At 56.5% G+C, this 24,947-nt stretch carries 20 protein-coding genes and 3 pseudogenes; 14 read left to right on the top strand and 9 right to left on the bottom strand.

Features of this window, described 5'->3' with window-relative positions:
• The 3 genes and pseudogenes from AC1MDC_RS25555 to AC1MDC_RS25545 all read left to right on the top strand — a co-directional run.
• A pseudogene (locus AC1MDC_RS25555) lies at nucleotides 1–208 on the top strand (DUF4123 domain-containing protein); the annotation flags it as partial.
• Nucleotides 208–4,899, top strand: coding sequence for an RHS repeat-associated core domain-containing protein (locus tag AC1MDC_RS25550; protein ID WP_480393926.1), 4,692 nt, complete (start codon nucleotides 208–210; stop codon nucleotides 4,897–4,899). The pseudogene AC1MDC_RS25555 and the gene AC1MDC_RS25550, both read left to right, overlap by 1 nt.
• The gene (locus AC1MDC_RS25545) at nucleotides 4,896–5,270 is read left to right on the top strand and encodes a hypothetical protein (RefSeq protein ID WP_480393925.1); all 375 of its coding nucleotides are present in this window, start codon (nucleotides 4,896–4,898) and stop codon (nucleotides 5,268–5,270) included. Before AC1MDC_RS25550 ends, AC1MDC_RS25545 begins: the two co-directional genes overlap by 4 nt.
• A gap of 5 nt (nucleotides 5,271–5,275) precedes the next feature.
• Here AC1MDC_RS25545 and AC1MDC_RS25540 read toward each other — a convergent pair whose 3' ends face one another.
• Nucleotides 5,276–5,830 carry an RNA 2'-phosphotransferase gene (locus AC1MDC_RS25540; RefSeq protein ID WP_480393924.1) on the bottom strand — a complete coding sequence of 185 codons (555 nt, stop codon included), beginning with the start codon at nucleotides 5,828–5,830 and terminating at the stop codon, nucleotides 5,276–5,278.
• 254 nt (nucleotides 5,831–6,084) lie between these two features.
• Between AC1MDC_RS25540 and AC1MDC_RS25535 the strand changes: the two are divergent.
• The 5 genes and pseudogenes from AC1MDC_RS25535 to AC1MDC_RS25515 form a co-directional block, all read left to right on the top strand.
• Nucleotides 6,085–8,154 (top strand): annotated as a pseudogene (locus AC1MDC_RS25535) (RHS repeat-associated core domain-containing protein); the annotation flags it as partial.
• Nucleotides 8,151–8,576, top strand: coding sequence for a hypothetical protein (locus AC1MDC_RS25530; RefSeq protein ID WP_085704906.1), 426 nt, complete (start codon nucleotides 8,151–8,153; stop codon nucleotides 8,574–8,576). The pseudogene AC1MDC_RS25535 and the gene AC1MDC_RS25530, both read left to right, overlap by 4 nt.
• A gap of 445 nt (nucleotides 8,577–9,021) precedes the next feature.
• Nucleotides 9,022–9,396 carry a hypothetical protein gene (locus AC1MDC_RS25525; protein ID WP_480393923.1) on the top strand — a complete coding sequence of 125 codons (375 nt, stop codon included), beginning with the start codon at nucleotides 9,022–9,024 and terminating at the stop codon, nucleotides 9,394–9,396.
• 341 nt (nucleotides 9,397–9,737) lie between these two features.
• Nucleotides 9,738–10,130: a hypothetical protein gene (locus tag AC1MDC_RS25520; RefSeq protein WP_480393922.1), complete on the top strand. Its 393-nt coding sequence runs from the start codon at nucleotides 9,738–9,740 to the stop codon at nucleotides 10,128–10,130.
• A gap of 44 nt (nucleotides 10,131–10,174) precedes the next feature.
• Complete coding sequence (locus AC1MDC_RS25515; protein ID WP_085704900.1) at nucleotides 10,175–10,480, top strand: hypothetical protein; 306 nt, start codon at nucleotides 10,175–10,177, stop codon at nucleotides 10,478–10,480.
• Between the two features lie 57 nt (nucleotides 10,481–10,537).
• On the opposite strand, the pseudogene AC1MDC_RS25510 reads toward AC1MDC_RS25515, so the two are convergent.
• Nucleotides 10,538–11,047: pseudogene (locus AC1MDC_RS25510) on the bottom strand (VanW family protein); the annotation flags it as partial.
• 258 nt (nucleotides 11,048–11,305) lie between these two features.
• Between AC1MDC_RS25510 and AC1MDC_RS25505 the strand changes: the two are divergent.
• Nucleotides 11,306–12,127, top strand: coding sequence for a glycosyltransferase family 2 protein (locus AC1MDC_RS25505; RefSeq protein WP_480393921.1), 822 nt, complete (start codon nucleotides 11,306–11,308; stop codon nucleotides 12,125–12,127).
• Between the two features lie 326 nt (nucleotides 12,128–12,453).
• Here AC1MDC_RS25505 and AC1MDC_RS25500 read toward each other — a convergent pair whose 3' ends face one another.
• The 7 genes from AC1MDC_RS25500 to AC1MDC_RS25470 all read right to left on the bottom strand — a co-directional run bounded on the left by AC1MDC_RS25500 (nucleotide 12,454) and on the right by AC1MDC_RS25470 (nucleotide 19,698).
• Nucleotides 12,454–13,032, bottom strand: coding sequence for a hypothetical protein (locus AC1MDC_RS25500; protein ID WP_480393920.1), 579 nt, complete (start codon nucleotides 13,030–13,032; stop codon nucleotides 12,454–12,456).
• Nucleotides 13,033–13,115: 83 nt separating this feature from the next.
• Entirely contained in the window at nucleotides 13,116–13,295 is a 180-nt protein-coding gene (locus tag AC1MDC_RS25495; protein ID WP_480393919.1) for a hypothetical protein, read from the bottom strand.
• Between the two features lie 11 nt (nucleotides 13,296–13,306).
• Nucleotides 13,307–13,549 (bottom strand): hypothetical protein, encoded by a 243-nt coding sequence (locus AC1MDC_RS25490; protein ID WP_480393918.1) that lies wholly within the window; start codon nucleotides 13,547–13,549, stop codon nucleotides 13,307–13,309.
• 87 nt (nucleotides 13,550–13,636) lie between these two features.
• The gene (locus tag AC1MDC_RS25485) at nucleotides 13,637–14,716 is read right to left on the bottom strand and encodes a lipocalin-like domain-containing protein (protein WP_480393917.1); all 1,080 of its coding nucleotides are present in this window, start codon (nucleotides 14,714–14,716) and stop codon (nucleotides 13,637–13,639) included.
• Entirely contained in the window at nucleotides 14,706–17,177 is a 2,472-nt protein-coding gene (locus AC1MDC_RS25480; RefSeq protein WP_480393916.1) for an FtsX-like permease family protein, read from the bottom strand. The genes AC1MDC_RS25485 and AC1MDC_RS25480 overlap by 11 nt, the downstream gene beginning before the upstream one ends.
• Complete coding sequence (locus AC1MDC_RS25475; protein WP_085698625.1) at nucleotides 17,174–17,827, bottom strand: ABC transporter ATP-binding protein; 654 nt, start codon at nucleotides 17,825–17,827, stop codon at nucleotides 17,174–17,176. Before AC1MDC_RS25475 ends, AC1MDC_RS25480 begins: the two co-directional genes overlap by 4 nt.
• Before the next feature lie 173 nt (nucleotides 17,828–18,000).
• A complete protein-coding gene (locus AC1MDC_RS25470; protein WP_480393915.1) occupies nucleotides 18,001–19,698 on the bottom strand; it encodes a sulfatase-like hydrolase/transferase in 1,698 nt (565 codons plus the stop codon).
• Nucleotides 19,699–20,088: 390 nt separating this feature from the next.
• Here AC1MDC_RS25470 and AC1MDC_RS25465 point away from each other — a divergent pair, with 390 nt between their 5' ends.
• From AC1MDC_RS25465 to AC1MDC_RS25445, 5 genes are read left to right on the top strand one after another with little or no spacing between them, the layout of a single operon-like run.
• Nucleotides 20,089–21,441, top strand: coding sequence for a UDP-glucose dehydrogenase family protein (locus tag AC1MDC_RS25465; protein WP_085698623.1), 1,353 nt, complete (start codon nucleotides 20,089–20,091; stop codon nucleotides 21,439–21,441).
• Nucleotides 21,438–22,475: an NAD-dependent epimerase gene (locus AC1MDC_RS25460; RefSeq protein WP_085698622.1), complete on the top strand. Its 1,038-nt coding sequence runs from the start codon at nucleotides 21,438–21,440 to the stop codon at nucleotides 22,473–22,475. Before AC1MDC_RS25465 ends, AC1MDC_RS25460 begins: the two co-directional genes overlap by 4 nt.
• 18 nt (nucleotides 22,476–22,493) lie before the next feature.
• Entirely contained in the window at nucleotides 22,494–23,240 is a 747-nt protein-coding gene (locus AC1MDC_RS25455; protein WP_085698621.1) for a sugar transferase, read from the top strand.
• Nucleotides 23,240–23,887 carry a CpsD/CapB family tyrosine-protein kinase gene (locus tag AC1MDC_RS25450; RefSeq protein ID WP_085698620.1) on the top strand — a complete coding sequence of 216 codons (648 nt, stop codon included), beginning with the start codon at nucleotides 23,240–23,242 and terminating at the stop codon, nucleotides 23,885–23,887. Before AC1MDC_RS25455 ends, AC1MDC_RS25450 begins: the two co-directional genes overlap by 1 nt.
• A gap of 21 nt (nucleotides 23,888–23,908) precedes the next feature.
• A complete protein-coding gene (locus AC1MDC_RS25445; RefSeq protein ID WP_085698619.1) occupies nucleotides 23,909–24,934 on the top strand; it encodes a polysaccharide biosynthesis/export family protein in 1,026 nt (341 codons plus the stop codon).
• Nucleotides 24,935–24,947: the final 13 nt, after the last annotated feature.

The following is a 24,947-nucleotide window of genomic DNA, read 5'->3' as shown; positions in this document are numbered from 1 at the left end:
GGGGTTGTTGGATCGGTTGGCGGAGGAAGACCGGACGACGCTGGTCGGCAACTTGATGCAATGGCTCGAAGAGGCACGCCCGGACCTCTACAGCGCGTGGCCCGAGAACAATCTGAAATTGAAAATCACCCGTTTCGTGCGTCGGCCGGACACATCTGAAAACCGCAAAGAAAAACTGCTGGATCACCTGATTATGGAGCAAGGCTGATGATCGCGAAGGAACGCATTGCTTTCATTGACAAGCAACTTGACACCTTCAAGGACAGCTTGACGCTGTACCAGGAACAAACCAAAACCTGGTATGCGAGAGCTGCCGACAAGGCCAGTCGGGCCGCCGATCTGCCTTCCCTGCTGGGCATGGAGCGAGTGATCAAGGTCGGCAACACCAGCAAATCGGTGAGCATGACAGACGGCGACTTCACGTCGAACGTGGCCCGGTGCCCTTTGAAGGGACCGCTGCTGATCGAGAGCAAGTTTGAATCGGTTTATGACATTCCACTTGGCAATATCGAAGTTGAAATCGTTGCTGTGGAAGGTGGCGCAGTCAGCAAGGTCAAACTTGACGCCCAAGGCAAGGCAAGTTGGACAGGTGGCATTCCCGGCAAATTTTACAAAATCCGTGTTCACAACGAAGTGACGCCCGGCCAGATCGACACCCTTTTCAATTCCTACAAAGGCATCACGGCGGACCTTGAAGGCTTCCTGCGCAAAGAATGGGCCGGTTTCAAACCGCAATGGTCGAATCTATCTGCATCCGGCATGGCGATGGCTGTTGGCAGCGGCATCCTTGAGGGCGGCTGGGAGGCTATCAAAGGGGTGTGGGATGGCATCAGTCTGGTTCTCGACATCCTTCAGGATCCGGGAAAATTTGCCAACGATTTGGGGGCGGGTACCCAGAAGCTGATTGATCTGGCTAAACAATCCCCGGACGTCATGAAAAAAGCGATGTTGCTGGCCAGCGACGAAGCTGCACTGTTCCTGATGGTACGCAGTGCCGTGATCTGGTTGGCAGGTTTGCCACCAACGAAACTGGCAGGTGAATCAGCAAAGATGACAACTGCGGCAGTCGTCGGCATCGCCATCGACATCGTGATTGGTATCGTGCTGACAATTGCTGCGGAGGGTACGGGCGTAATCTATCTCGCCGCACGCCTGAAAAAGTACGGGCAGATCATCATCAAGGCTGTCACTGGTTTTGTGGAGTCAGTATTCAAGATCATCAAGGGCTTCATGGAATACGTCGCCAAGTACACTGCCGTTGCGGCGCGTGGGGTTACGGCGAAGGTGAGAAATGGTGTTTCTGAACTGAGGTTTGATGGAAAGAGAAACGCGACCCTAGGTAGAGGAAAAGCGGGAGACGATGTATCCAGGCAGGCAAAGTCGCCCGCAGAAAAAAGTGCCGAGCCGGCCTCAGCGACATGCACCAACGGATGCCCGGTCTCGATGGTTACCGGTGAAGAATTGCTGACGCTCACAGATGGTCAGCTAGACGGTTTGCTGCCCTTTGAATGGACACGCCTGTACAGAACCAGCGCCGTGGAAATCAACTGTGGCTTGGGGTACGGGTGGAGTCACGCCCTTGCTCACCGCATCGAAATCGTGGGCGATGAAGTCATCTGGACCGACCACGAAAACCGCTCCACACCGTTCCCGCTTCCAAGCGAGCAGCGCCCGGCGATCACCAACAGCCTCTCGCGTGCAGCCATTTTCCTCGGCGATGACCCGTCAGAACTGGTACTGGCTCAAGCCGGCAAACGCCCATCGTTCTACCACTTCCGGTTCAACAGCAAAGGCGCCACCCTGATCGCCATCAGCGACAGCTATGGCAATCGCCTTCACATTACCCGGGACATACATGGCCGTATAAAGCGCCTCGACAACGGCGCCGGTCGTTCGCTGCTTTTGCGCTACGACCGCAAACATATTGTGGCTGTCGACTATCAGCAGTTTCTTCCAGCGGACAATCTTGAGGATGCCTGGAGCACTGTCCAGACGCTGATCACCTATAGCTATGACGCGCAGCACCGGTTGATTGAAGCGAAGAATGCTGCCGGGGAAGCCGAGCGTTATCGCTACAACGATCAACATGTGATTCTGGAACGGCAACTGGCCGGCGGCGCGAGCTTCTTCTGGGAGTGGGAGAACGAAGGAAAACTGGCTCGATGCATCCACCACTGGGCAAACTTCTCGCAGATGGACGCGCACTACGCCTGGGATGACAAAGGCAGCGTGACCGTTACCAACGCCGATGGCAGCGAAGAGGTCTACACCCACGACGACCAGGCGCGCCTGATCAGCAAGATCGACCCGGATGGTGCCGAGCACCTCAAGGCCTATAACGATAAAGGCCAATTGGTCGCGGAAAAGGATCCTCTCGGCGCCGTGACCGAATACCGGTACGACGACAATGGATTGATGATCGCCGTCATCCCTCCTGAAGATGAGGCCATCACCTACGAGTACAGCAACGGTTTCGTCAGTGATGTTCATCGCGGCAAAGCCAGCTGGAAGTATCAACGCAACAGACAGGGCGATGTTACCCAGCAAATCGACCCGGACGGAAATTCGACGTTCTACAGCTACGACCGTCAAGGACGTTTGCTGGAGATCCGTCACCCGGATGGCAGCAGCCACCAACTGGGTTGGAACAACCTCGGTCAATTGCTTGAAGAACGCCTGCCCGACGGTGGTCAACGCAAATATCGCTACGACGCGTTGGGGCGGCAGATTACTCGGCAAGAAGAGTCCGGGGCCATTACCCAATACCAATGGGATACCGCCAACCGCCTTGCACAAATTACCCTGCCGGGCGGCGCAACGCGCGCGTTCACCTACAACGCCTACGGCAACGTCACTGCCGAACGCGACGAACTCGGCCGCGTCACCCGTTACGAATATGCCGACAACCTGCACCTTGTCAGCCGTCGTATCAATCCTGACGGTAGCCAGCTGCGCTACCGCTACGACAACTCGCGCCTGCTGCTGACCGAAATCGAAAACGAGCGCGGCGAGCACTACAACCTCGACTACTTCCCGAATGGCCTGATCCAGCAAGAAACCGGCTTCGACGGTCGTCGCACTGCATACGAATACGACCTCAATGGCCAATTGCTGAAGAAAACCGAATTCGGTGAAGACGGCAGCGAGTTGGTGACTGAATACCAACGCGATGCCGCTGGCAGGCTTCTGGTGAAAACTCTTCCCGATGGCGAAGACATCCACTACAGCTACGACGCCCTCGGCCGCCTGGTCAACGTCGACGACGGACACTGGCCGCTCGCCTACGAATACGACCTGCAAGACCGCCTCGTCACCGAACACCAGGGCTGGGGCACCTTGCGTTATGAGTACGACAGCGTCGGCCAGCTCAAGCACTGCCGCCTGCCCGATGGCAGCACACTCGACTACCGCCACCAACCCGGCGGTATGCTCAGCGGCATCGATCTCAATGGCTCGCGCCTGACGTCTCACCAGTTCAGCGGTGGTCGCGAACAGCAACGCCAGCAAGGCCTGTTGCTCAGCCAGTATCAATATGACGAACAAGGCCGCTTGCAGGCCCACAGCGTCAGCCAACGCGACAAAAACCTGTTCCAGCGCCGCTACAACTACGACGCAAACGGCAACCTCGCCGGTATCGACGACAGCCGCAAAGGCAACCGCAGCTTCCACTACGATCCGCTCGATCGCTTGATTAGCGTTCGTGGCGCTACGCCGGAAAGCTTTGCTCATGATCCGGCCGGTAACCTGCTCGGCCAGAACAATGAAGGCACAGCAAATCTCGCAAACGTCAAAGGCAACCGCCTGCTGATGCAGGGTGATCGCCATTACGACTACGACGCCTTTGGCAACCTGATTCGCGAACGCCGTGGCGCTGGCCAGAAACTCGTCACTGAATATCGCTACGACTGCCAGCACCGACTGATCGGCGTCAGCCTGCCGGGTGGCAGCACCGCGTCTTACAAATACGACGCCTTCGGTCGCCGAATCGAAAAAACTGTCGACGGCCACACCACCGAGTTCCTGTGGCAAGGCGAACGCCTGATCGCCGAAAGCGGCGATAACCGTTATCGCACCTACATCTACGAACCCGGCAGCTTCCGCCCGCTGGCCATGCTCGACGGTGAAGGCCCGCGCAAGGCAACGCCGTTCTACTATCAGCTCGATCACCTGGGCACGCCACAGGAACTCACCGACTACAGCGGCGAAATCATGTGGTCCGCGAAGTACCGCGCCTACGGCAACCTCGCTGCGCTGGACGTCAGCGAAATCGACAATCCGTTGCGATTCCAGGGTCAGTATTTCGATGTTGAGACGGGCCTACACTACAACCGGCATCGCTACTACAATCCGGGGACTGGACGGTTTTTGACGCCGGATCCGATCAAGCTTGCGGGTGGGTTGAATAGCTACCAGTACGTGCCTAATCCTATGGGGTGGGTGGATCCATTGGGATTGAGTTCTACATTGGCACACTGCCCCAAAGTGCGCTCTATTGACCCCAACGAGGTAAGATTTTCCCAAACGTCTGTTTCATACAATAAAATTGATAGAGCAGGCAATAATTATACTTATGAAAACTTGGTCACAAGTATGAAAGAAAAAGGGTGGCAAGGTGATCCAATTGACGTTGTACGAATGCCAGACGGTCATCTAACCAGTATGGACAACACTCGGGTTCGGGCTGCACGTGAAGCAGGGATCAAAGTGGAGGCTAGAGAACGTTCTTATAATGACCCTGTCACTGTGCCTGAACAGCAGCGTTTCGCCGTAAAAGGAAAGAAACCTGACACATGGGGACAAGCGATCGAATTAAGAGTCGGCAAGCAGTCGCCAAAGCGCTTCGGCAAAGAAACTCCTTACGGCTCACACGAGCTTCCAAAACTGAGCGGCAAAGAATGAATTACTTTTTACATATTCAAAACAGAAGTGAATTTCAATATCCAAAAAGCTTTATAAAAACCATCAGCACCGTTCCTGAAGTCGATCTTGAGCCTTGGTGGTTCATCGTCTTTGAAGATGGAGATGTCAACTATTGGCACCACACACTAAAAAGCCTTTACCCACAGAGAGACTTAATACCGTTTGCCAAATTTAATGCGAACGATGATATCGCCTGTTTTGATGGAAACGATAATTCCGGAGATCCTCAGGTACTCATAATCCACGCTTATGCCGCAGTGGGCTGGGAGCTTCATGGCAGCTATAAAACCTTTAGCGACTGGTTAGCTGCCGCAACAGAAACGCATAAAACCTGGGAAGATGAAGAGTAGCACGACTACTCTTCATCAACCTCAATTATAAAATCAGCGGGTACACTATCGGTTAACCAAACTTCATTTTCAGACTTAAAAAAAACAAAGCCCTTTCCATACATAGACTGAGAGTTTATTTTCAGCAAGATAACCTTGCCATATCGCCGCCCCACCTCTGACGCTAAAACTCTGTCGCTTGTTAGGTGTACGTGATGCCTGCTACCTGGAACAAGACCGCGATGTCGAATACTCTCCAGAAATCGTTCTGCTGTACCATGATACAAATATTCTGGAGGTTCTAACTCAGAATACCTGCGACTAACCAACTTGGTCGAGTGCCCTTGTATAGCACGAATCCTTAATCCATCGCTGGAAATTTCGAAACGTTTTTTATCATTCATAGAAACAATTTTCTCAACCTCCACCAAGTTTATGAAAACACCTTTTCCAGCGCTACCCGATATTAATTCTTTAATACCTCCCCATCCTTCAGCATCAAGTTCAAGCCCAATATATTCTGGCTCGTGGCGTAAAACATAGCTAAGAAACCGACTTAAATCATCAAAATTACAACTCATTAAACCAACTCCCCAAATAGATAAAATTCATCAGAAACTAAAACTCAATTTATCCAACATCTGAAAAACACCCGAACCAAAGCTCTGAGCTAATAATATATCAACACAACAACCACAAACAAAATTCAACTACATCATTACATCAACAAAGCCTATTGCCCTTCCACTCCAACAGATTAACGATTGTCGAATATAGACATCGCAACACAGAAGAGGGCAGTTAAAGAAAATAGATCTGTCCCGAATGGCATTACTACGAATACGCCGACAACCTGCATCTGGTCAGCCGCCGCATCAACCCGGACGGCAGCCAGTTACTCTATCGCTACGACAACGCGGGTCTGCTGCTCACTGAAATCGAAAACGAACGTGGCGAGCATTACAAACTCGACTACTACTCGAACGGCCTGATCCAGCAGGAAACCGGTTTCGACGGCCGCCGCACCGCGTACGAATACGACCTCAACGGCCAGTTGCTGAAGAAAACCGAATTCGGCGATGACGGCAGCGAACTGGTTACCGAGTATCAGCGCGATGCTGCCGGTCGACTGCTGGTGAAAACCCTCGCCGATGGCGAAGAAATACACTACAGCTACGATGCCCTGGGCCGTTTGGTGAATGTCGACGACGGACACTGGCCGCTTGCCTACGAATACGACGTGCAGGATCGCCTGATCACCGAGCATCAGGGATGGGGCACCACGCGCTACGAATATGACAGCGTCGGACAACTGAGTCACTGCCGGCTCCCCGACGGCAGCACACTCGACTACCGCCACTTGTACGGCGGACGTCTGAGCAGCATCGACCTCAACGGCTCACGCCTGACCAGCCACCAATTCAGCGCCGGTCGCGAACAGCAGCGCCAGCAAGGCCTGTTGCTCAGCCAATACCAATACGACGAACAAGGTCGCCTGCAAGCGCACAGTGTCAGCCAGCGTGAAAAAAACCTGTTCCAGCGCCGCTATAACTACGACGCCAACGGCAACCTCGCCGGCATCGACGACAGCCGCAAAGGCAGCCGCAGCTACCACTACGACCCGCTCGATCGCTTGATCAGCGTTCGTGGCGCTACGCCGGAGAGCTTCGCCCACGATCCAGCGGGTAACCTGCTCGGCCAGAACAACGAAGGCACAGCCAACCTCGCCAACGTCAAAGGCAACCGCCTGCTGATGCAGGGTGACCGCCACTACGACTACGACGCCTATGGCAACCTGATCCGCGAACGCCGTGGCACCGGACAGAAACTCGTCACCGAATATCGCTACGACTGCCAGCATCGACTGATCGGCGTCAGCCTGCCGGGTGGCAGCACCGCGTCTTACAAATACGACGCCTTCGGTCGCCGAATCGAAAAAAATGTCGACGGTCACACCACTGAGTTCCTGTGGCAAGGCGAACGCCTGATCGCCGAAAGCGGCGATAGCCGTTATCGCACCTACATCTACGAACCCGGCAGCTTCCGCCCGCTGGCCATGCTCGACGGTGAAGGCCCGCGCAAGGCGACGCCGTTCTATTACCAGCTCGATCATCTAGGCACGCCGCAGGAACTCACTGACTACAGTGGTGAAGTCATGTGGTCCGCGAAGTACCGCGCCTACGGCAACCTCGCGGCGCTGGATGTCAGTGAAATCGACAACCCGTTGCGCTTCCAGGGTCAGTATTTCGATTCCGAGACGGGGTTACATTACAACCGGCACCGCTACTACAATCCGAGCAGTGGGCGCTTTTTGACGCCGGATCCGATCAAGCTTGCGGGTGGCTTGAACAGCTACCAGTACGTGCCTAACCCTACGGGGTGGGTGGATCCGTTGGGGCTAAACAACTGCCCCCCTCCCGAGGTAGATGGGCAAGAGTCCCTTTTAAAGCCCCCTGAAACTGCCGCTACGGTAGATGAGGGTGCACCGAAGGTTCCGGGACCTGAACATGGTAAAAATCCTAGGTTTTTCAAGACTGAAACCACATGGAAAGCGAGCGGAAAAGGAACAGGTAATGAATATAAAGTCTTCCAACAGGACATTGACTGGAGTCTAGAACACAAAGGCGTGTCTAACTTGGATAGAGCGAAAGATGGTGGTGCACCGTACATCATGAAGGACGGAGTTCCTCAGCAGCTCCAGTTACACCACTCAAGGCAAAATGGAAAAGGCCCGCTTTTTGAGTTGAGTCGAAAAACTCACCTGACCACTTTGAAAGGTAGAGGACGAGAAGCGGTGCATCCTTATGGGCACAGCCAACACCCAGAGCAACCTGTAGACAGGGAACTTTTCAAGAAAGAAGTTCCACAATATTGGAAAGACCGAGCAGCCGAGGCTTCGAAATGATCCCTAATGAATTAGTAAAACTCATTGAGAAACAACCTGGTGACATTCACCGGAGAGATAAAAATTCCGTCTTAAAAGAACTGGCGGCCCTCGGAATCGATCCTAGCAGTGAACTGGCCGAGTTTTTTCTAAACTACACCATAACTTTTTTCAAAAGCAGTTCTTCAGAGGAGGAACTATGTGACATCGCCGCCCCCAGTAACGAAATAGAGGTCGGTACAGATTTTATTAAGGAGGTGTGGGAGCTTCCAGAAAATTTCATTTGCCTTACAAATGTTCAGGGCGAGGGATGCTACCTGTACGACAAAAATAGTGGTGAGGTCTTAGATTTTAGCTTGGCTAAGCGAGATGAATTCTTGGCTGGCACAGTGCAGATAAAATGGAGCGGTTTTTTTGAGTTCCTGACTTGGTATCTTTCTTAATGTAGATTTGTTATTTGTGTGTTATCAGATGGAGCAAGAAATAAAGGAATCCGGGCTGGAGGAGTTGCTCGATTTAGCGGAGGCGGCTTAGATTCAATGACGACGTAATCTGATGACTTTCGAGCCGTAGCTGACTCGCAAGACGGAGTCTAGAGCCATTCCGATCGATATGACAACTGGCCGCACAGTTTGCCATTAGACCTAAATCCGCGCGGGCTGCCTTAGGGATTACTTCAAGGTACCGCTATTTTAGAAATATAGTAGATGGCCACAGATTGAGGACGATGGAATCAAGCCAATATTTTTTCAGGCTCACAAGAATGCGTTCATCAAGCGGCACATTAGCAATAGTACCCACTGATTGGCCAGACAACCTTTCCATAGAATGGTCTTAACTAAAAAACAGAATCAAAGGGACAATTTATCCCCTTTTCGAACAAACAAAATGAAAATTCTTCTCAACATTGAACACCTGAAAAACTATAACTTCCCTAGTACATTTATAAAATTCGCGACTACGGAACCTGAACCGGACATTGAACCTTGGTGGTTACTAATATATCAAGAGGGAAAAATAAACTACTGGCACAACACGCTAAAAAATCTGTATCCCAACCGCACGTTAGTTCCTTTCGCAAAGTTCAACGCCAATGATGATATTGCTTGCTTTGACGGCGATGATTTATCCGGCAATCCAAAAGTGCTAATAATACATGCATATGCTTCAGAGGGGTGGGAGCTTCACGGAGAACATCCTGACTTTAGCGCATGGCTGAAAATAGCGATTGAGACCCATACAAAATGGAATGAAGAAGATTAAAAACATCCACATCCAACATCTTATCCAAATATGTGTATTCAATCCAAAGAGGACAGATTTATTTTTAATAAAATAAATCCCTCCCCTTTTCACACAAGTTTAAAGGATAAAAAATGAGTATTCAGAAGACAATCCCGAGGAAAATCTGGTGGGGCTTTGAGGCAAAATCATATACAGAAATTGCTCAAGAGCTACCTTCACAGGATGAGTCACTTCGAAAGTGGATCGCAATCTACGCCGCTTATCATTTAAACTTCGAAAATAGACCAAAAGGGGACAGATTTATTTTTCGTTAAAGAAAATAAATCCGTCCCCTTTTACTTCTTTTACTTAATAAACTCATGAAAATCACAATATCGCGCATAGTTAAAATCCACACAGAAAAGACCCTTATTGAATTCTCCACCCCTTACGGAGAAGGTCTTTCAAGCTTATTCAATCTAGAGGCAATAGAAAACCGTTCCTATGACGTCGAAATAAATATTGATGATGATTTTTACTGGGGTAAAAACATCTCCACATCAATGAGCAACACACCATCAATTCGCCACGAAGCAGAAACAACCTATATAACAGCAGAGCTGATTTCTATTAGCAAAGATGGATGCAGCTCGCTAAAACTCGGCAACTCCATCATCCTCATCTCACTAAAAAACGAAAATAGAGATCTTATTTTTCCGAGCTTTATAGAGATTTCAGCCATTCAAATCACCCTTTACCCAACCAACACCTGAGTAGTGCTCAACCCCCCCCTCAAATACCCCTTGGATATCACTAAATGAACACAAGCAAAATCATCACTCTCGGAGCCAAAATAACTCTCGATGACATTTCCCAGCTTGATAAAACAATCGACACTTCTCTCGAAATAGAAAACTTAAAGGAAGACCTTTTTCAAGCGACTTTCCCATGCGGCCAAATACTCGATATCGGATGGCATCCAGAATTCAGCACATACGGTTCCTTTGTAATCTCTCTAATCCGCAATCAAGACTGGCAAAATCCTACTCATTGTGAAAAAGCCAAAAACTGGGCAGAGCTGAAAATCGCGCTAGAGAACATATTAAAAAACCTGGAAAGCTAGAATCGACAAACACTTCCGACACATGAAGCAAACCAAATGACTAAAGCGACATCACCACTATCCCCCCTCAATCACCCCCTCCAAAACCTCATACTTAACCACCACCCGATTCCCATACAACCTCTCCCTCTCCACCAAAGCCCCCACCTGCCCCTTCTCCCTCACCTCCCGCCAAATTTCATTCTCCCGATACACCCGCTCCCCCTCCCGCACAAACCGATGCCCCACCTCGAATACGTGATACCGATACACCCGCTCCCGATCACACAACAACTCCCCCTCCAACTACGTCTCCCCGACCGTCAACTTCAGCTGAAAGCTGCGATCCGTCGGGTTGTGCAGCACCAGGTCGATGTAGTTGTAGAAGATCGCCGCGCCGGAGCCGAATGGCAGGACGCGGCCGTCTTCCAGGACCGGGTCGAAGCTGTGGTTGGCGCGTTCGATGACGATCAAGGTTGAGTGAATGGCCATCCAGTGGATGTGGTTGCTGAGTTGGCAGATGCCGCCGCCGATGCGGGCTTAGCCGAATGAGAGTTCCATGTCTTCGACGTAGCCTGGGTGTAGAGAGAAAGTGGTTTCTTCCCTGGCGAACGGCGCGAGCCGTTGTCTTCCTTGAGCTTGTAATGGCGGCGCATCTTACCGTGGAACTGCGCCTGATCGCCAAGCGCCTCGCCTGCGTCGCAAGCCGTAACAAGTCACCCGGACCGAGCGCTCGAAAATTAAGTTTGAACTAAGGTTGCGTCCCTACCATCCGGGCCACAAAGCAACGGTTCTGTGTGCTGATTGCTGTCAGCAGAACCCTTCACCTTGAAGTGAGCCCGGACCATGAGTGCGATCGATTCCACCTCAAAACAACTGCCCGCCTTCAGCCTTGTATTGGTCAATTACAAGACGCCGGAAATAACCCGAATGTGCCTGGAGTTTCTCCAGCAATACGTCAAGGAGCATCAAATTCCGGTGTGGGTGGTGGACAATGATTCCGCCGATGAAAGCCTGGTCTACTTGCGGTCTCTGGACTGGATCAACTTGATCGAGCGCCCCTCCCCCGGCAAGGAAGCGGGGCATATTGCTCATGGCAAGGCACTTGATCTGGCACTTGCAAAAGTTGAAACCGATTACCTGTTTTCGCTGCATACCGATACTTTCGTTTTTGACAGCACTGTCTTTTCGATGATGATGAATGAATGTATGCAATCTTTGGATACAGCAGCGGTCGGTTGCGTCGAGCAATTAGATCGCGGCGTCTTTAGAGACACCTGGCGCTTGTCTTCGCGTTACTTCAAACACTATTTCCGCCGGGCAAAACAGCACTTGGGGTTGCCCTCCCGAGATCCGAAACCCTACCGGGAAACTCACCTGAAAAGCTTCTGCACCTTGTGGAATGCACGGTTGATCAAAGCTCACGGGCTGCATTTTTCGATGGACGACCGGGTCCCGGGATACACGCTGCAGGATCGTTTAAGCACCCTTGGCTACGGCATCAAATGCCTCTCGCCGCGCACCATCTTCCGCTACCTGGATCACATTCAGGCCGGCACCGTTGCCGCAATTGGTGGATACGGCACACAGCACCGCCGCACCACCATGTATCAGGAAACGCTCAAGCGCCTTCAGTTACAACGAGGCATGCGACCTGCCAAATCGTAAGGCAATTAAAAAGGGCGACTTTAAAGTCGCCCTTTTTGCATCTGAATTCTTTGGCCTCTACTCCGAGGAGGTGTTCGCCCAGTGTGATGGCCTGGCAATCCATGCACCGGTAAAGAGCCCTGACACTGGGCGAACGGGAGGGATTTTAATGGAAGTTGGCGGATATGTCGTGCTAATTGAAGATGAATTTTATGTACTGAAAAGTTAAAGAATATTGCTTATCGATATTTCCCGACAAACTTTCTGAATTCACCGCCTCGAACACTTCATATGACTGCTCTCATACAATTACTTGTACAAGAACAGTCACGCTGTAGAGTCAATACTCAACTTTCATGCTGACTGGTCACTTTTAATACATCGGTGTAAGTGACGATGACGCTCTGCCCCACTTTCAGGTTTTTCAGTTTGGCCTGAATCTCAGGCTTTTCGACGTTGAGGGTTTTGGACTGGCCCGACGGGTTTTCCAGAGTGACCTGGTTTGTCGCCAAATCAATTTTGGTGATTTTCAATTGCACCTGAATCTGGCGGAAGGCCTCGCCACCGGGATTGCTGCTGCCCACGGCGTTGCGCAGTTCACCTGTGCGCTCAGTGGAGCCAGGCAGACCTTTATCCACATCGGTGTCCAGGAAAGCGGCGATCGAATGTTGAACCTCGATCTTGACCAGATCACCCACCTTCAGATTTCCCAGGTTTTTCGCCTTGTCGCTGAGCTGAATGTGCACCTGGCGACCTTCTTCGCCTTCAAGGACAACCTGATGATTGGCCGCATCAACTGCCAGCACCCTGGTTATGACCTGATCCTTCTCGACAGTCGCCGACAACGGAGTATCGGCAGCGAACGCCGTGGAAGCAGAAAAAACAGTGGCAAGTGCAATGGCGTGCGTCAGTGCTTGGAGCTTCATAAGCGGTACGTTCCCTGTGATGGATGGCAGCCCCCATCGCCAACGTATTCAGCGATTGGAGTGCCACTGAGCATAGACGCGCATCAGGGTTTGTTCCGCGATCGCTGCGCGGTGTCCTGCGCCGTGGACTCGCCACTGGCGGTGCCTTTCCCGGAACGCTGCCGCTGTTTGGGATCGGTGGGACGCAGTGCAACATTGTCGCGTTCGGTTTCACCCGGCGGACGAGGTTCGTCGGGGTGCTCGCTATCAGGGACAGTATTCATGCCAGGCCTCCTCAGGCTTCGGGGTTATCGAGTTCCCGCGCAACGTTCACGGCGGGCGAGTCCTTGTGCAGTTCATCGGCCTTGGCTTTGAGCAGCTGCCACTGCTCAAGATCGATCGCACCCTGCCCCAACAGATCGTCAGCGATGCGCTGCAAATCAAAGTAATGGGCATCCGGGGATTGTTGCCAGTACGTCTGATCGTCAAACATTTGCTGCCAGGTCGTCAGGTCTGGCGGTTTCAGTTCCTCGCTCATGGATCGGATCCTCGGCCATGTTCCTCGGTAGAGGGGGCATTCTGGAGAGAGTTCCAATCGATTTCTTCTCCGGCCCGGAGCGCGGAATCAGTACCCGGTCATCTCCAGATAGCCCTGCCCGCCCCGGTTGCCGCTCAGGCGCACCGGCCCTTCCCAATACGGAATGCGCAGGTTCATCCAGGCATCGGGATTGATTGCATCGAGGGTGATCTGCAGATCTTTTTCCGGAATGCCGATCGACCAGCGCACCGGCATCGAACGTCCGGCTACCTTCGCAGTGTCCTGCGGGGTCAGCTTGATCTGCCCGGCCTGCAGCGTTTCAGTCTGGCCATCGGCAGCAATCCACGTACCGGTGAGATAAGGCGCACCTTCCTTCTGACGCATGCGGTAGAGCATGACGTGTTCGCCGCTGTCCAGATGCAGGGAGAACCAGTCCCACCCGGTCTGGTTGGCGGTCAGCGGCTGGCTGCTCCACTCGCGATCAAGCCAGGCCGGGCCGTTGACGGTGTAGGTCTGACCGTCGATCTGCAGGGTACCGCTGGCCTGGAAAAACGGCTGGCTGTAGTAGTACGACGCCTGCCCCTGTTCGGATTTCTGGCTGAAACCCTTGTCACCCTGCAGCACCAGCGGACGGCTGGAAGTCAGGCGCAGTTGGTAGCTGAAGTTTTTATCCCGAGCGCTGAGTTGCAGGTCGGCCAGCGGATCGCTTGCCTGACTGACGAAACGCCAGTCATCGATCCACGCCTCGAACGGCACTGCCTGCACCCCGGCCTGCCCGACGCCGCCACGGGCGTAACGCTCGGCAGCGTGGTGGACGCTGGCTGAGGTCACCGCCGCATGCCCGAGCCAGATCGTCTGGTTGGCCCAGCCCGGCTGCTGCGGCGAGGCGTTCAGAGCGCTGCGAAACAACGTCCACTGCACGCCGAAATCGTTGCCCTGCGCATCCTTGAGATTGGCCGTCACATACCACCATTCGATACGGAAACCGTCATGGGCGCCGTGATCCGCCGGAAAGCTGAACACTCGCCCCGGCACCACCGGCGTGAAGGCCTGCGCCTGGGCGCCCATCCCGGCGAAGCCCTTCTGTTCCGGTGCGGGGTTGTCGCAACCACTGAGCAACGACGCCAGAAAAACCGCCAGAAACACCACCGCAAACCTAGTCCTCATGGGCAAACGTCCTCAACAGGTCCGCCGGTTGCGTGCGGTACAGCGAATACAGCGGCCACGCCGAGGCCAGCAACGTCGCCAGCAGCGCCAGCCCCATCAGTTGCAGCAACTGCAATGGAAACACCCGCAGCGGCAGACGCCAGCCAAAGGCCTGCACATTGATGACCGCGTCCAGACACCACGCCAGACCGATGCCCAACGGCAAGGCCAGCACCAGCGTCAACAGCGCCAGCAGCCACGTTTGCCCAAGGTTGAGCAGCATCAACTGGCGTCGCGTCACGCCCAGGGCCCACAACGGCGCGAGCTGGCCGAGGCGGCTTTGGCTCTGGGTCAGCAGGCTGATGAACAGCGCCACACCAGCGACGGCCAGCGTCAGGCTATTCAAGGCGGCGGTCGCGGCAAAGGTGCGTTCGAAGACTTGCACCGACCAGCCTTTGAGCCGAGCCTGATCGACGATGCGGCTGTCATCAAGCTGAAAGCGCGCCTGCAAGGCACTGAGCAGCGCCGGGATATTCGGCGGGTCGATGCGCAGGTTGAAACGGTTCGGCGTCAGTTGCGGCCAGCCGCGCAAAAGATGATTGCTGTTGACCAGCACATGGCCCTTGGGGTTGCCGTAGTCGGCGTAGATGCCGACGATGCGTGGCGACCACGACCCGCCCGGCGTGGGAATCGTCAGGTGATCGCCCGGCCTCACTTTCAAGCGACGCGCCAGTTGTTCGCTGAGCATCACTGCATCGTCCTTGGCCAGCGCCGCCCACGGGTCATCGCCCCGCGCTTCGAGCAACGGCCAGTGCTGACGATAGTGCGGATGATCGATGATCCCGAAGACGTCCGCCGGCCAGCCTTGCAGCGTCACAGAGACCTGCCAGTTGGGCATGATCGCGGTGACGCTCGATTGCTGTTTGAGCCAGGTGTACAGCTCCCGCGCCTGAGCCGGGTTGCTCGGGTTCAGATAAAGCTCGGCGGTGAGCCGTTGTTCGAGCCAATCGTCGAAGGTCTGGCGGAAACCGGCGGTCATGCTGCCGGCGCCGATGTTCGCCGCCATTGCCAGCAGCAGCGCCATCAACGCCAGACTCAGCGCCGGCAATTGCTGGCGGCAATCGGCGAGAAACCACTGACCGAGCACCGAGCGGCTGCGCCCGAGCAACCCGTTGAGCAACGCACTGAGCAACACTGGCAGCGCCAGCGCGGCGCCGAGCAACAATCCCGCCATCAACACAAAACCGCTGGCGAGACTGTTGCCCCACACCAGCGCGGCCAACGCAATCGCCGCACATACGCCGGCCACCCAGCCCTGACGTCGCAACCAGCGCGCATGTTGTTGATGCCAGGCCTGCGGATCCGCCACCGCCAGCAACGGCAGACGCGCCGCCCGCAGCAAACTGTTGGCCCCGGCCAGCAACGCGCCGAGCAGGCTCAAACCGATGCCGCTGAACCACCACCATGGACTCAGACGCAACTGCCCCGCCACTTCCGCGCCGTAGAGACCGCGCAGGCTGGCCGCGACGTCCGGCAACAGCACGCTCGCCAGCCAGTAACCGCTGACCACGCCGAACAACCCGCCGATCAACGCCAACGCGCCGAGCTCGACGATCAGGCAAGCGATCAGCATCCGCGCGCTGACACCGCAGGCTCTCAAGGTGCGCAGCAATCCCCGGCGCTGTTCCAGCGCCAGACCGATAGCCGCGTGAACAATGAACAAACCGACAATGAACGAGAGAAATCCGAGGGCGTCGAGGTTGAGGTGGAAGCTCTCGGTCAGTCGCGCCAGATTGTTTTCCTCGCCACTGCTCTTGAGCTGTAACTGGCTGTTGAACGCGGCCGGCACCTCGGCGTGAAAATCCTTCGGCAGCAGCAGACGCGACAGTTGATCGGGTTGTTCGAGCACGCGCTGAGCGACGCCGATGTCCACCAACAGCACGCCGGGGGCCATGTCGGTTTGCGCTCGCAGCGGCGGCAACGTCTGCCCGGATTCAGTGGTTGGCGTCGCGCCGTCGGCGAGGTTCAGCGCCCGCAAGGTCTCGGGAGAAATCCAGGTGCTGCCCGGCGGGCTGAAGAACTCGACAATCCGCTCGATCGGCATCGCCTGCCCGGCCACCGCGCTGTCACCGGGCAAGGACACGGGCTCGATGCCCATCAATTGCAGACGCTGGTTTTCGTGATTCTTGAGCGTCAAGCGACCTTGCAGCACCGGCGACACCGGCCAGCCCTGACGCCGAAGGTCAATGAACCATTGTTGCGGGAAGGTCGCGCCGTTCGGCGTGCTGAGGCTGGCCTGGGGTTCGCCGCCGATCAACTGGCTGGCCCTCGCGTAACTGTCCCGCGCCTGACTGTTGAGCGCTTCGACTCCGGTCAACAGGCTGGTGGCCAGCCACAACCCGGTCAGCACGCTGAAAAACTGCACCGGATGGCGCCGCCAGTGACTGAGCAGCGCCATCAACGCGTGGCGGAAAACCTTCACGTCAATCGACCGCTGGACAACACCACCCGCTCCGCCAGCCGCGCTGCCACGCGCTGACTGTGGGTGACCATCAGCAGCGTGGTCGGTGTGTCGTCGAGTAATTCCAGCAACAGCCGCAGCACTTCATCGCTGGTGTTTTCGTCGAGGCTGCCGGTGGGCTCGTCGGCCAGTAGCAGTTTCGGTTGTGCGGCCAGTGCCCGACCGAGCGCGACCCGCTGTTGCTGGCCGCCGGAGAGTTGTTCGGGATAGCGCTTGAGCAATTCGCCCAGCCCCAGGCGTTGCACCAGATGATGCTGCCAGCGCGGGTCATGCCGACCGGCGAGCCGCGCCTGAAACGCCAGGTTGTCCTCGATCCGCAGACTGCCGATCAGGTTGAACTGCTGGAACACCAGACCGATTTCGGTGCGCCGCCAGTTGGCCAGTTGCGCCTCGTTCATCCGGTCCAGACGGTGCTCGCCGCTGCTGATGCTGCCGCTGTCGACCTTGTCGAGCCCGGCGATCAGGTGCAGCAGCGTGCTCTTGCCGCTGCCCGACTCACCCATCAGCGCCAGGCTGCTGCCGGGCTTGAGCGTCAGGTCGATGCCTTGCAGCACCGGCAACGGGCCTTGCGGGGTGAGGTAGCTTTTGAAGACGTTTTGAACCTGGAGCATGCCGCCATCCGATCGATCCGTGTCGGCCAAGGATAGCGGATACAAGGAATGGATCTGAACTCTGCTTTGTCTGATCCGCCCTCATCGCGAGCAAGCTCGCTTCCACAGGAAACTGCATTCCAAATGTGGGAGCGAGCTTGCTCGCGATGAGGCCAGCCTGGACAACCCATAAATCACTGACCCACCGCCACACTCGTCGGCGCCTCACCCGGCGTCACGATGCTGCTCAGGTCGATGTGTTTCCACTCGGGCTTGGCCCCCAGCCGCGCGTTGAAGCGGTAGTTGAAGGTGAATTCATCCGCCGTCGCCACGCTCAGCGGTTTGCCGTACACCGCTTCGATTCCCGGCAGGTCGTAGCCCATCAACTGCAGCAGGGTCGGGAAGATGTTGTAGTGACTGGAACGGTTCTTGTTCGCCGCCAGTTGCGCCGACCAGTCGAGCGTCTGTAACTGATCGCCCTGGATCACCACCAGTGGCACCAGCCCTTCTTCTTCCACCGGATCGCCGCCGCAGTGGGTGTTGAGTCCCGGATTCCCACGCTCGTGCAAATCCTGGCCGTGGTCGGAGGTATAGATCAGCAGCGCGTTGTGCAGATTGGCCTGGGCAAATACCCGCGAGAAGAACTCGCCGACATTCCACAGCACGGTGTTCTTGTAGGCGTTGCGATACAGCACCCAGTCATCCGGCTGGCCGTTGAAACCGGTGCGTTCGCCGGTATCGGCGACTTCCGTGAACTGCCCGCGAGGCAAGGTCGGGCGGTAGGCCATAAAGGCGTCGGGGTATTTGTCGTGCACCGGGAAATGCGCGCCGACCTTGTTGATCAGCACCAGCTCCGGCTTGTCGTCGTTGAGCAGTTCGATCAGCTTGGCCGCGGCGGCCATGTCGCGGTCGCGCACGCTGGTCTGGTCAAATTGCACGAATTCGTCGATGTCCTTTTTCTCGGCGTCGTTCATCAGATTCTGCAGGTTGCCGCCGGTGCGCTGCGCGTCGATGTAGACCGTGCGCATACCGGCCTTTTTGGCGTACTGCCAGATCGACGGCAGTGTGCTGTTGATGCGCATGTAGTCGGCGCGGGTGCCGCCGTAGCGCAAGGTGATGTTGGTGTCGGCGCTGCAATTGGCGATGGACGCCGCGTAACCGTAATTAAAGATTTCGACGCCCGGACGGGCCTGCTTGAGGTTGCTGTGCACACCGAACGGCGCATTGATGTCCAGGTAATTGCCGGAAATGCTTTCGTCGATGATCAGCACGATGTCATGACCGACCGCCGGGCCATTGCGTGCCAGGGTCACCGGCTCACGCGGGCCGACGGTGTTGTGCAGCGCTTCGTAGCCGAACAGGTTCAGATAGGCCAGCGGCGTATACATGATCGGCAATCCGCGCGCGCCCTCGCCGGCCCGCACGAACAACACGGCGCTGAGCAGCAACACACCGCACACCGGCGCAGCGATCCGCAGGGCATTGGGTACCGCAATCGCGTGCCGTGGCTTGAGGCCGATCCCGAACAACAGCAACAACCCGTTGAGCAGCCCGTGGATGATCGCCCCCCGGTACTGATACGCCGCTTCCTGGATGAAGCCGCCGGAGTACACCAGCGAAACGAAACTGCTGTAGGTCAGGTAATCGGCGGTCACCCTCGTATACACATCGAAGAACACCGCCGAAACAAACATTGTCAATGCGAACAAATGCCGAATGAAAGTCTGACGTATATAGGCCGTTAGTAATAACGAAAACGTTAGCGTCAAAAACATCGCGCCAAAAAGAAGTACTGCCAACCCCATACCCATCGCATTTAAGCGGTCAAGGTAATATTCGAAATAAAGCAGCAGATAAATAATTAAAAGCAGTTCTTTCAGATATCGAAACATGGCAATTCCGGGCGCGTCCGACGAAGCATTGTCAAGGGATTGTCGGTCAAAATCTGACACTAGCACCGGGCCATCAAAGCGCAAGAAATGTCGGACATAATCAAAAAGCGTCAAAAAACTGTTGACTCAAATCTGACACACCCAAGTCGTTAAAACCCTTGAATTTCGCGGCCTACGACCGTTTATCGTTTTCTTCGAATTGTGAAAAACATGTCAAGGACGGGACAAATCCATCTACAGCAAGCACTTGATGGCCATTCGCCCCCAAATTTGGGGGTGTTATACACCTGCAACATGTCATTTTGCTGACACGCTTTTCCCACGCTGCGCTATACCCCTTTTGACAGTTCAATTTCGATCTTCCATCACCGTCTTACGAGGCACGCCAATATGGACGTGAGCGTATTTGGTACGGGCTATGTTGGCCTGATACAAGCAGCCGCACTTGCCGATGTCGGACATCGCGTATTGTGCGTCGATATTGACCCGAACAAAATTAAACAACTGCAACAGGCAGTACCGCCTATTAGCGAACCGGGTCTCTCGGCAACTTTGGAAGAAAACATCAAGGCCGGGCGTTTGTTATTCAGCACCCAGGCCAGCGATGCGGTGGAACATGCCGGACTGATCTTCATCGCCGTGGGCACGCCAGCCGATGAAGACGGTTCCGCCGACCTCAGCCATGTGCTCAACGTGGCACGACAGATCGCAAGCTTCATGGAGGACGATCGCACGCTGATCATCAAATCCACGGTGCCGGTCGGCACGGCGGATCAGGTGCTGCACACCGCTGAAGAAGAACTGCAACGGCGCGGCAAAAGCGCTCTGGCGGTGCGAGTGGTGTCCAACCCCGAATTTCTCAAGGAAGGCAGCGCCCTCGCCGACTGCATGCGTCCGGACCGGATCATCGTCGGCACCCGCGACGACCTGGCCCGCGAGCAAATGAGCGAGCTGTACGCGCCGTTCTGCCGTAACCACGAAAAACTGATGTTCATGGACAACCGCAGCGCCGAGCTGACCAAGTACGCGGCCAACGCGATGCTCGCCACCCGCATCAGCTTCATGAACGAGCTGGCCAACCTCACCGAACTGCTCGGCGCCGATATCGAAGCGGTGCGCAAGGGCATCGGTTCCGACCCGCGCATCGGCTATCACTTCATCTACCCCGGCTGCGGTTTTGGCGGTTCGTGCTTTCCCAAGGACCTGCGCGCCCTGCTGCACACCGCCGAACACAACGGCATGCCGCTCAAACTGCTGCGCAGCGTCACCGACGTCAACGACAGCCAGCGGCACATCCTGTTCAGCAAGCTCAAGGCGCAATTCCCTCAAGGCCTGGCCGGCAAGTCGATCGCGATCTGGGGTTTGGCGTTCAAGCCGAACACCGATGACATGCGCGAAGCCCCCAGCCGTTATCTGATGGATGCGCTGTGGGCCGAAGGCGCCAGCGTGCAGGCCTACGATCCGGAAGCAATGTCCGAATGCCGGCGCATTTATGGTTACCGCAATGACCTGCACCTGTGCGCCACCCGCGACGACACCCTGGAAGACGCCGACGCACTGGTGATCTGCACCGAGTGGAAGAATTTCCGCGTGGTGGATTTCGAGCTGCTGGCCAGCAAGCTGCGCTCGAAAGTCATCATCGATGGGCGCAACCTCTACAACCCGGAACAAGTCGCAGCCGCCGGCCTGCACTACAGCGGCATCGGTCTGCGCCACATCGCGCCTGACGGGTTGCGGCCATGAAAATCCTCGTCACCGGTGCGGCCGGGTTCATTGGTGCTCATTGCGTACTGCGGCTGGTGCGCGACGGCCATCAGGTGATCGGCCTGGACAACTTCAACGGCTACTACGATCCGCAGCTCAAGCATGATCGGGTGGATTGGGTGCGCGAGCAGATCGGCGACTTTCAGCTCGCCATGATCGATCTGGCGGACGCGTCGGCTCTGCAAGCGTTGTTCGCAAGCGAACGGCCGCAAGTCGTGGTCCACCTCGCGGCGCAGGCCGGGGTGCGTTATTCGCTGGAAAATCCACGGGCCTATCTGGACAGCAACCTCGACGGTTTCCTGAACATCCTGGAGTGCTGCCGCCGGCACCCGGTCGAGCACCTGATCTACGCTTCGTCCAGTTCGGTGTACGGCGCCAACCAGCACACGCCTTACTCGGTACAGGACGGCGTCAATCACCCGCTGTCGCTGTACGCCGCGACCAAGAAAGCCAATGAATTGATGGCCCACAGTTACAGCCACCTGTTCGGCATCGCCTGCACCGGGCTGCGGTTTTTCACGGTGTACGGGCCCTGGGGCCGGCCGGACATGTCGCCGATCCAGTTCGCCAGGGCAATCAGTGAAGGCTCGCCGCTGAAGCTGTTCAACTACGGCGAGCATCAGCGTGATTTCACCTACATCGACGACATCATCGAAAGCATCGCACGCCTGATTGAGCGCGCCCCCCGGGCCAATCCCGAGTGGAACCGCGAACAGCCCGACCCGGCCAGCAGCATGGCCCCGTGGCGCCTGTTCAACATCGGCGGCCAGCACCCGGTCGAGCTGAAGACCTACCTCGCCCTGCTGGAAAAGCACCTCGGCCAGAAAGCCGTGGTCGAGCTGCTGCCGCTGCAACCGGGCGACGTGCTCAACACCTGCGCCGAGGCCGGCGATCTGGCCCAGGCCACCGGGTTTCAGCCCCGGATCGAGCTGGATGAGGGACTGGGGCGGTTCATCGCCTGGTTCCGCGATTACTACCCCACTGCCTATCGCCCACGCGCCGCACGCGGCTGACCATCAGCGGAGGACTCCATGACTGGACATGAAAAAGGTGTACCGATCCAACATCTGGTGCGTGACAAACGCATGGATCCGGAACAGCGAATGCGCCTCGACGCGGCGATCCATCGTCAGGGCCAGGGCTGGGTGACCGGTCGCGAAGGTGGCCGGCCGTGGCAACTGTCGCGCACCAACCGGGTGGTGGCCTGCCTCGGCGCACTGATGATTCTGCTGCTGATTTCGCCGCTGCTGATCGGTCTGGCGCTGGCCATCAAGTTCACCAGCAAAGGCCCGGTGATGTTCGTGCAGAAACGCACCGGCTACCGCGGCCGCAAGTTCGGCATGTACAAGTTCCGGACCATGGTCGCCAACGCCGAAGAGCTCAAGGAGTCGCTGCGCCATCTGAACAAGCACGGTGCCGACGCCATCGATTTCAAGATCGACAAGGACCCGCGCATCACCGGGATCGGCGGTTTCCTGCGGCGTACCAGCCTCGATGAATTGCCCAACCTGATCAATGTAGTGACCGGCGACATGCGCCTGGTCGGCCCTCGCCCGACCTCGTTCAACGCCTACCGCTACAAGGACAGTCACCTCGCTCGTCTGGCGATCTACCCCGGCATGACCGGCCTGTGGCAGATCTCCGGACGCAGCAACATCGACTTCGACCAGCGCGTTGAGTTGGACCTCAGCTATATCGCCGAGCAGAGCCTTTTGCTTGATCTGAAGATTCTGTTGAAAACCCCCTTCAAAGTATTCAGCGGCCACGGAGCAAGCTAATGGACGGTTCAACCAACAAAAGCCTGAGCATTGCCAGCCCCAGCGAGTCGAACCTGACTTCGACCGTGCTGGACCTGGATCTGCGGATCCTGTTCCTGACCGCCGCCAACCCCGGCGCCGGCACCACCACCAGCGCGCTGGCGCTGGCCAGTCAACTGGCGCAAATGAGCAGCGGCCAGGTGCTGTACGTCGACGCCAGCCAGTCGGCGAGCAACCTGACCCAGCAACTGAACCTGAGCAAGGAGCGCGGCCTGCGCGACCTGCTGTTCAATCCGGACAATCCGCCGCTGTTGCAGGACTGCGTGGTGCAGGTGTCGAGCCTGCCGTTCCACGTGCTGCCCAACGGCCGGCCGATCCGCACCATGGAACACCTGACCGCCGAGCGCCTGAGCCCGTTGCTCGATCAACTGGGCAGCCAGTACCGCTTTGTGGTGATCGACGGCGACGCGGTGTATTCGGCTGCCGACACGCTGGTCATCAGCACCCAGGTCGACGGCGTGGTGTTCGTGGTACGGGCCGAAGACACCCGCTGGGAAGTCGCGCAAGCGGCGGTGCAGCGGTTGACCCAGGCCGGGGCGAAAGTGGTCGGCAGCGTGTTCAACCGGCGCAAGTACTACATGCCCAAATGGCTGTACAAAAACCTGTAAGCAACCGCGAGGGATGACGCCATGAACGCCAAGATACTGGTTCTGCTGATGCTGCCGCTTGCAGGTTGCTCAAGCACTTCCGAAACCCAGAACATGCCGGTGAATATTCTCACCGCCACCCCGGCCAACGCCCAGGCGACCGACATGCCCAAGGTCGAACAGACCCTGCGCCCGCAAGACGTCCTGGACGTGATCTTCCACATCAGCACCAGCGGCTCGGACGCCTACCGCGTGCAGTCGGGTGACCAGATTGGCCTGAACTTCACCGCCGCCAGTCAGCTCAACGGCAACCAGTTGGTGCTGCCGGACGGCACCATCGAACTGCCGGGCGCCAACACTTCGGTGAAAATCGCCGGGCTGACCAGCGACGAAGCGCGCCAGGAAATCCAGCGCGCCTACCAACGCAAACAGCTGTTCCAGCCCAACCGCAATCAGTTGACGGTGCAGATCATCAGCCCGCTGACCAACGAGCAGAATCTGAAAAACGCCCTCAACCACCCGGCCACCGGCATGAGCCGCGAGATCACCGTCGGCACCGACGGTTACGCGAGCTTCCCGGAAATCGGCGCGGTGCCGCTGCAAGGCATGACCGTCAACCAGCTCGAAACCTTCCTCAACAAGAAGTACGCGCAACTGCCGGGCCGGATGACCGTGGACGTGCTGCTCAAGTCCACCGCCGGCAACGAGATCTACGTGCTGGGCGAAGTCGGTCAGCCGGGCTCCTACCCGATCCGCCGGCCAGTGTCGGTGCTTGAGGCGCTGACCCTGGCGCGCGGCACCAACGTCAAGGCGCGGCTCGATTCGGTGGTGATCATGCGGCGCAACGGCAATCAGGTGCAGGCCGTGCGTTATGACGTCGAGAAAGCGTTGTCGGGCGAGGCGCCGCAAATCGCCTACCTGCAACCGGACGACATGCTGTACGTGCCGAAAACCAAACTGGCCAGCGCCGGCGAACTCGCCCGGCAACTGGCCGACGTGGTGCTGTTCCAGGGCGTGGGCTTCAGCTTCGGCTACCGCGTCGACAACAAAGACAGCAACAACAACTGACTCTCAGGTGACC

The sequence above is a fragment of the Pseudomonas sp. 1 genome (genome assembly GCF_056626735.1).
The sequence above is the reverse complement of the archived record's forward strand: the minus strand, read 5'-3'. Positions and strand labels throughout refer to the sequence as shown.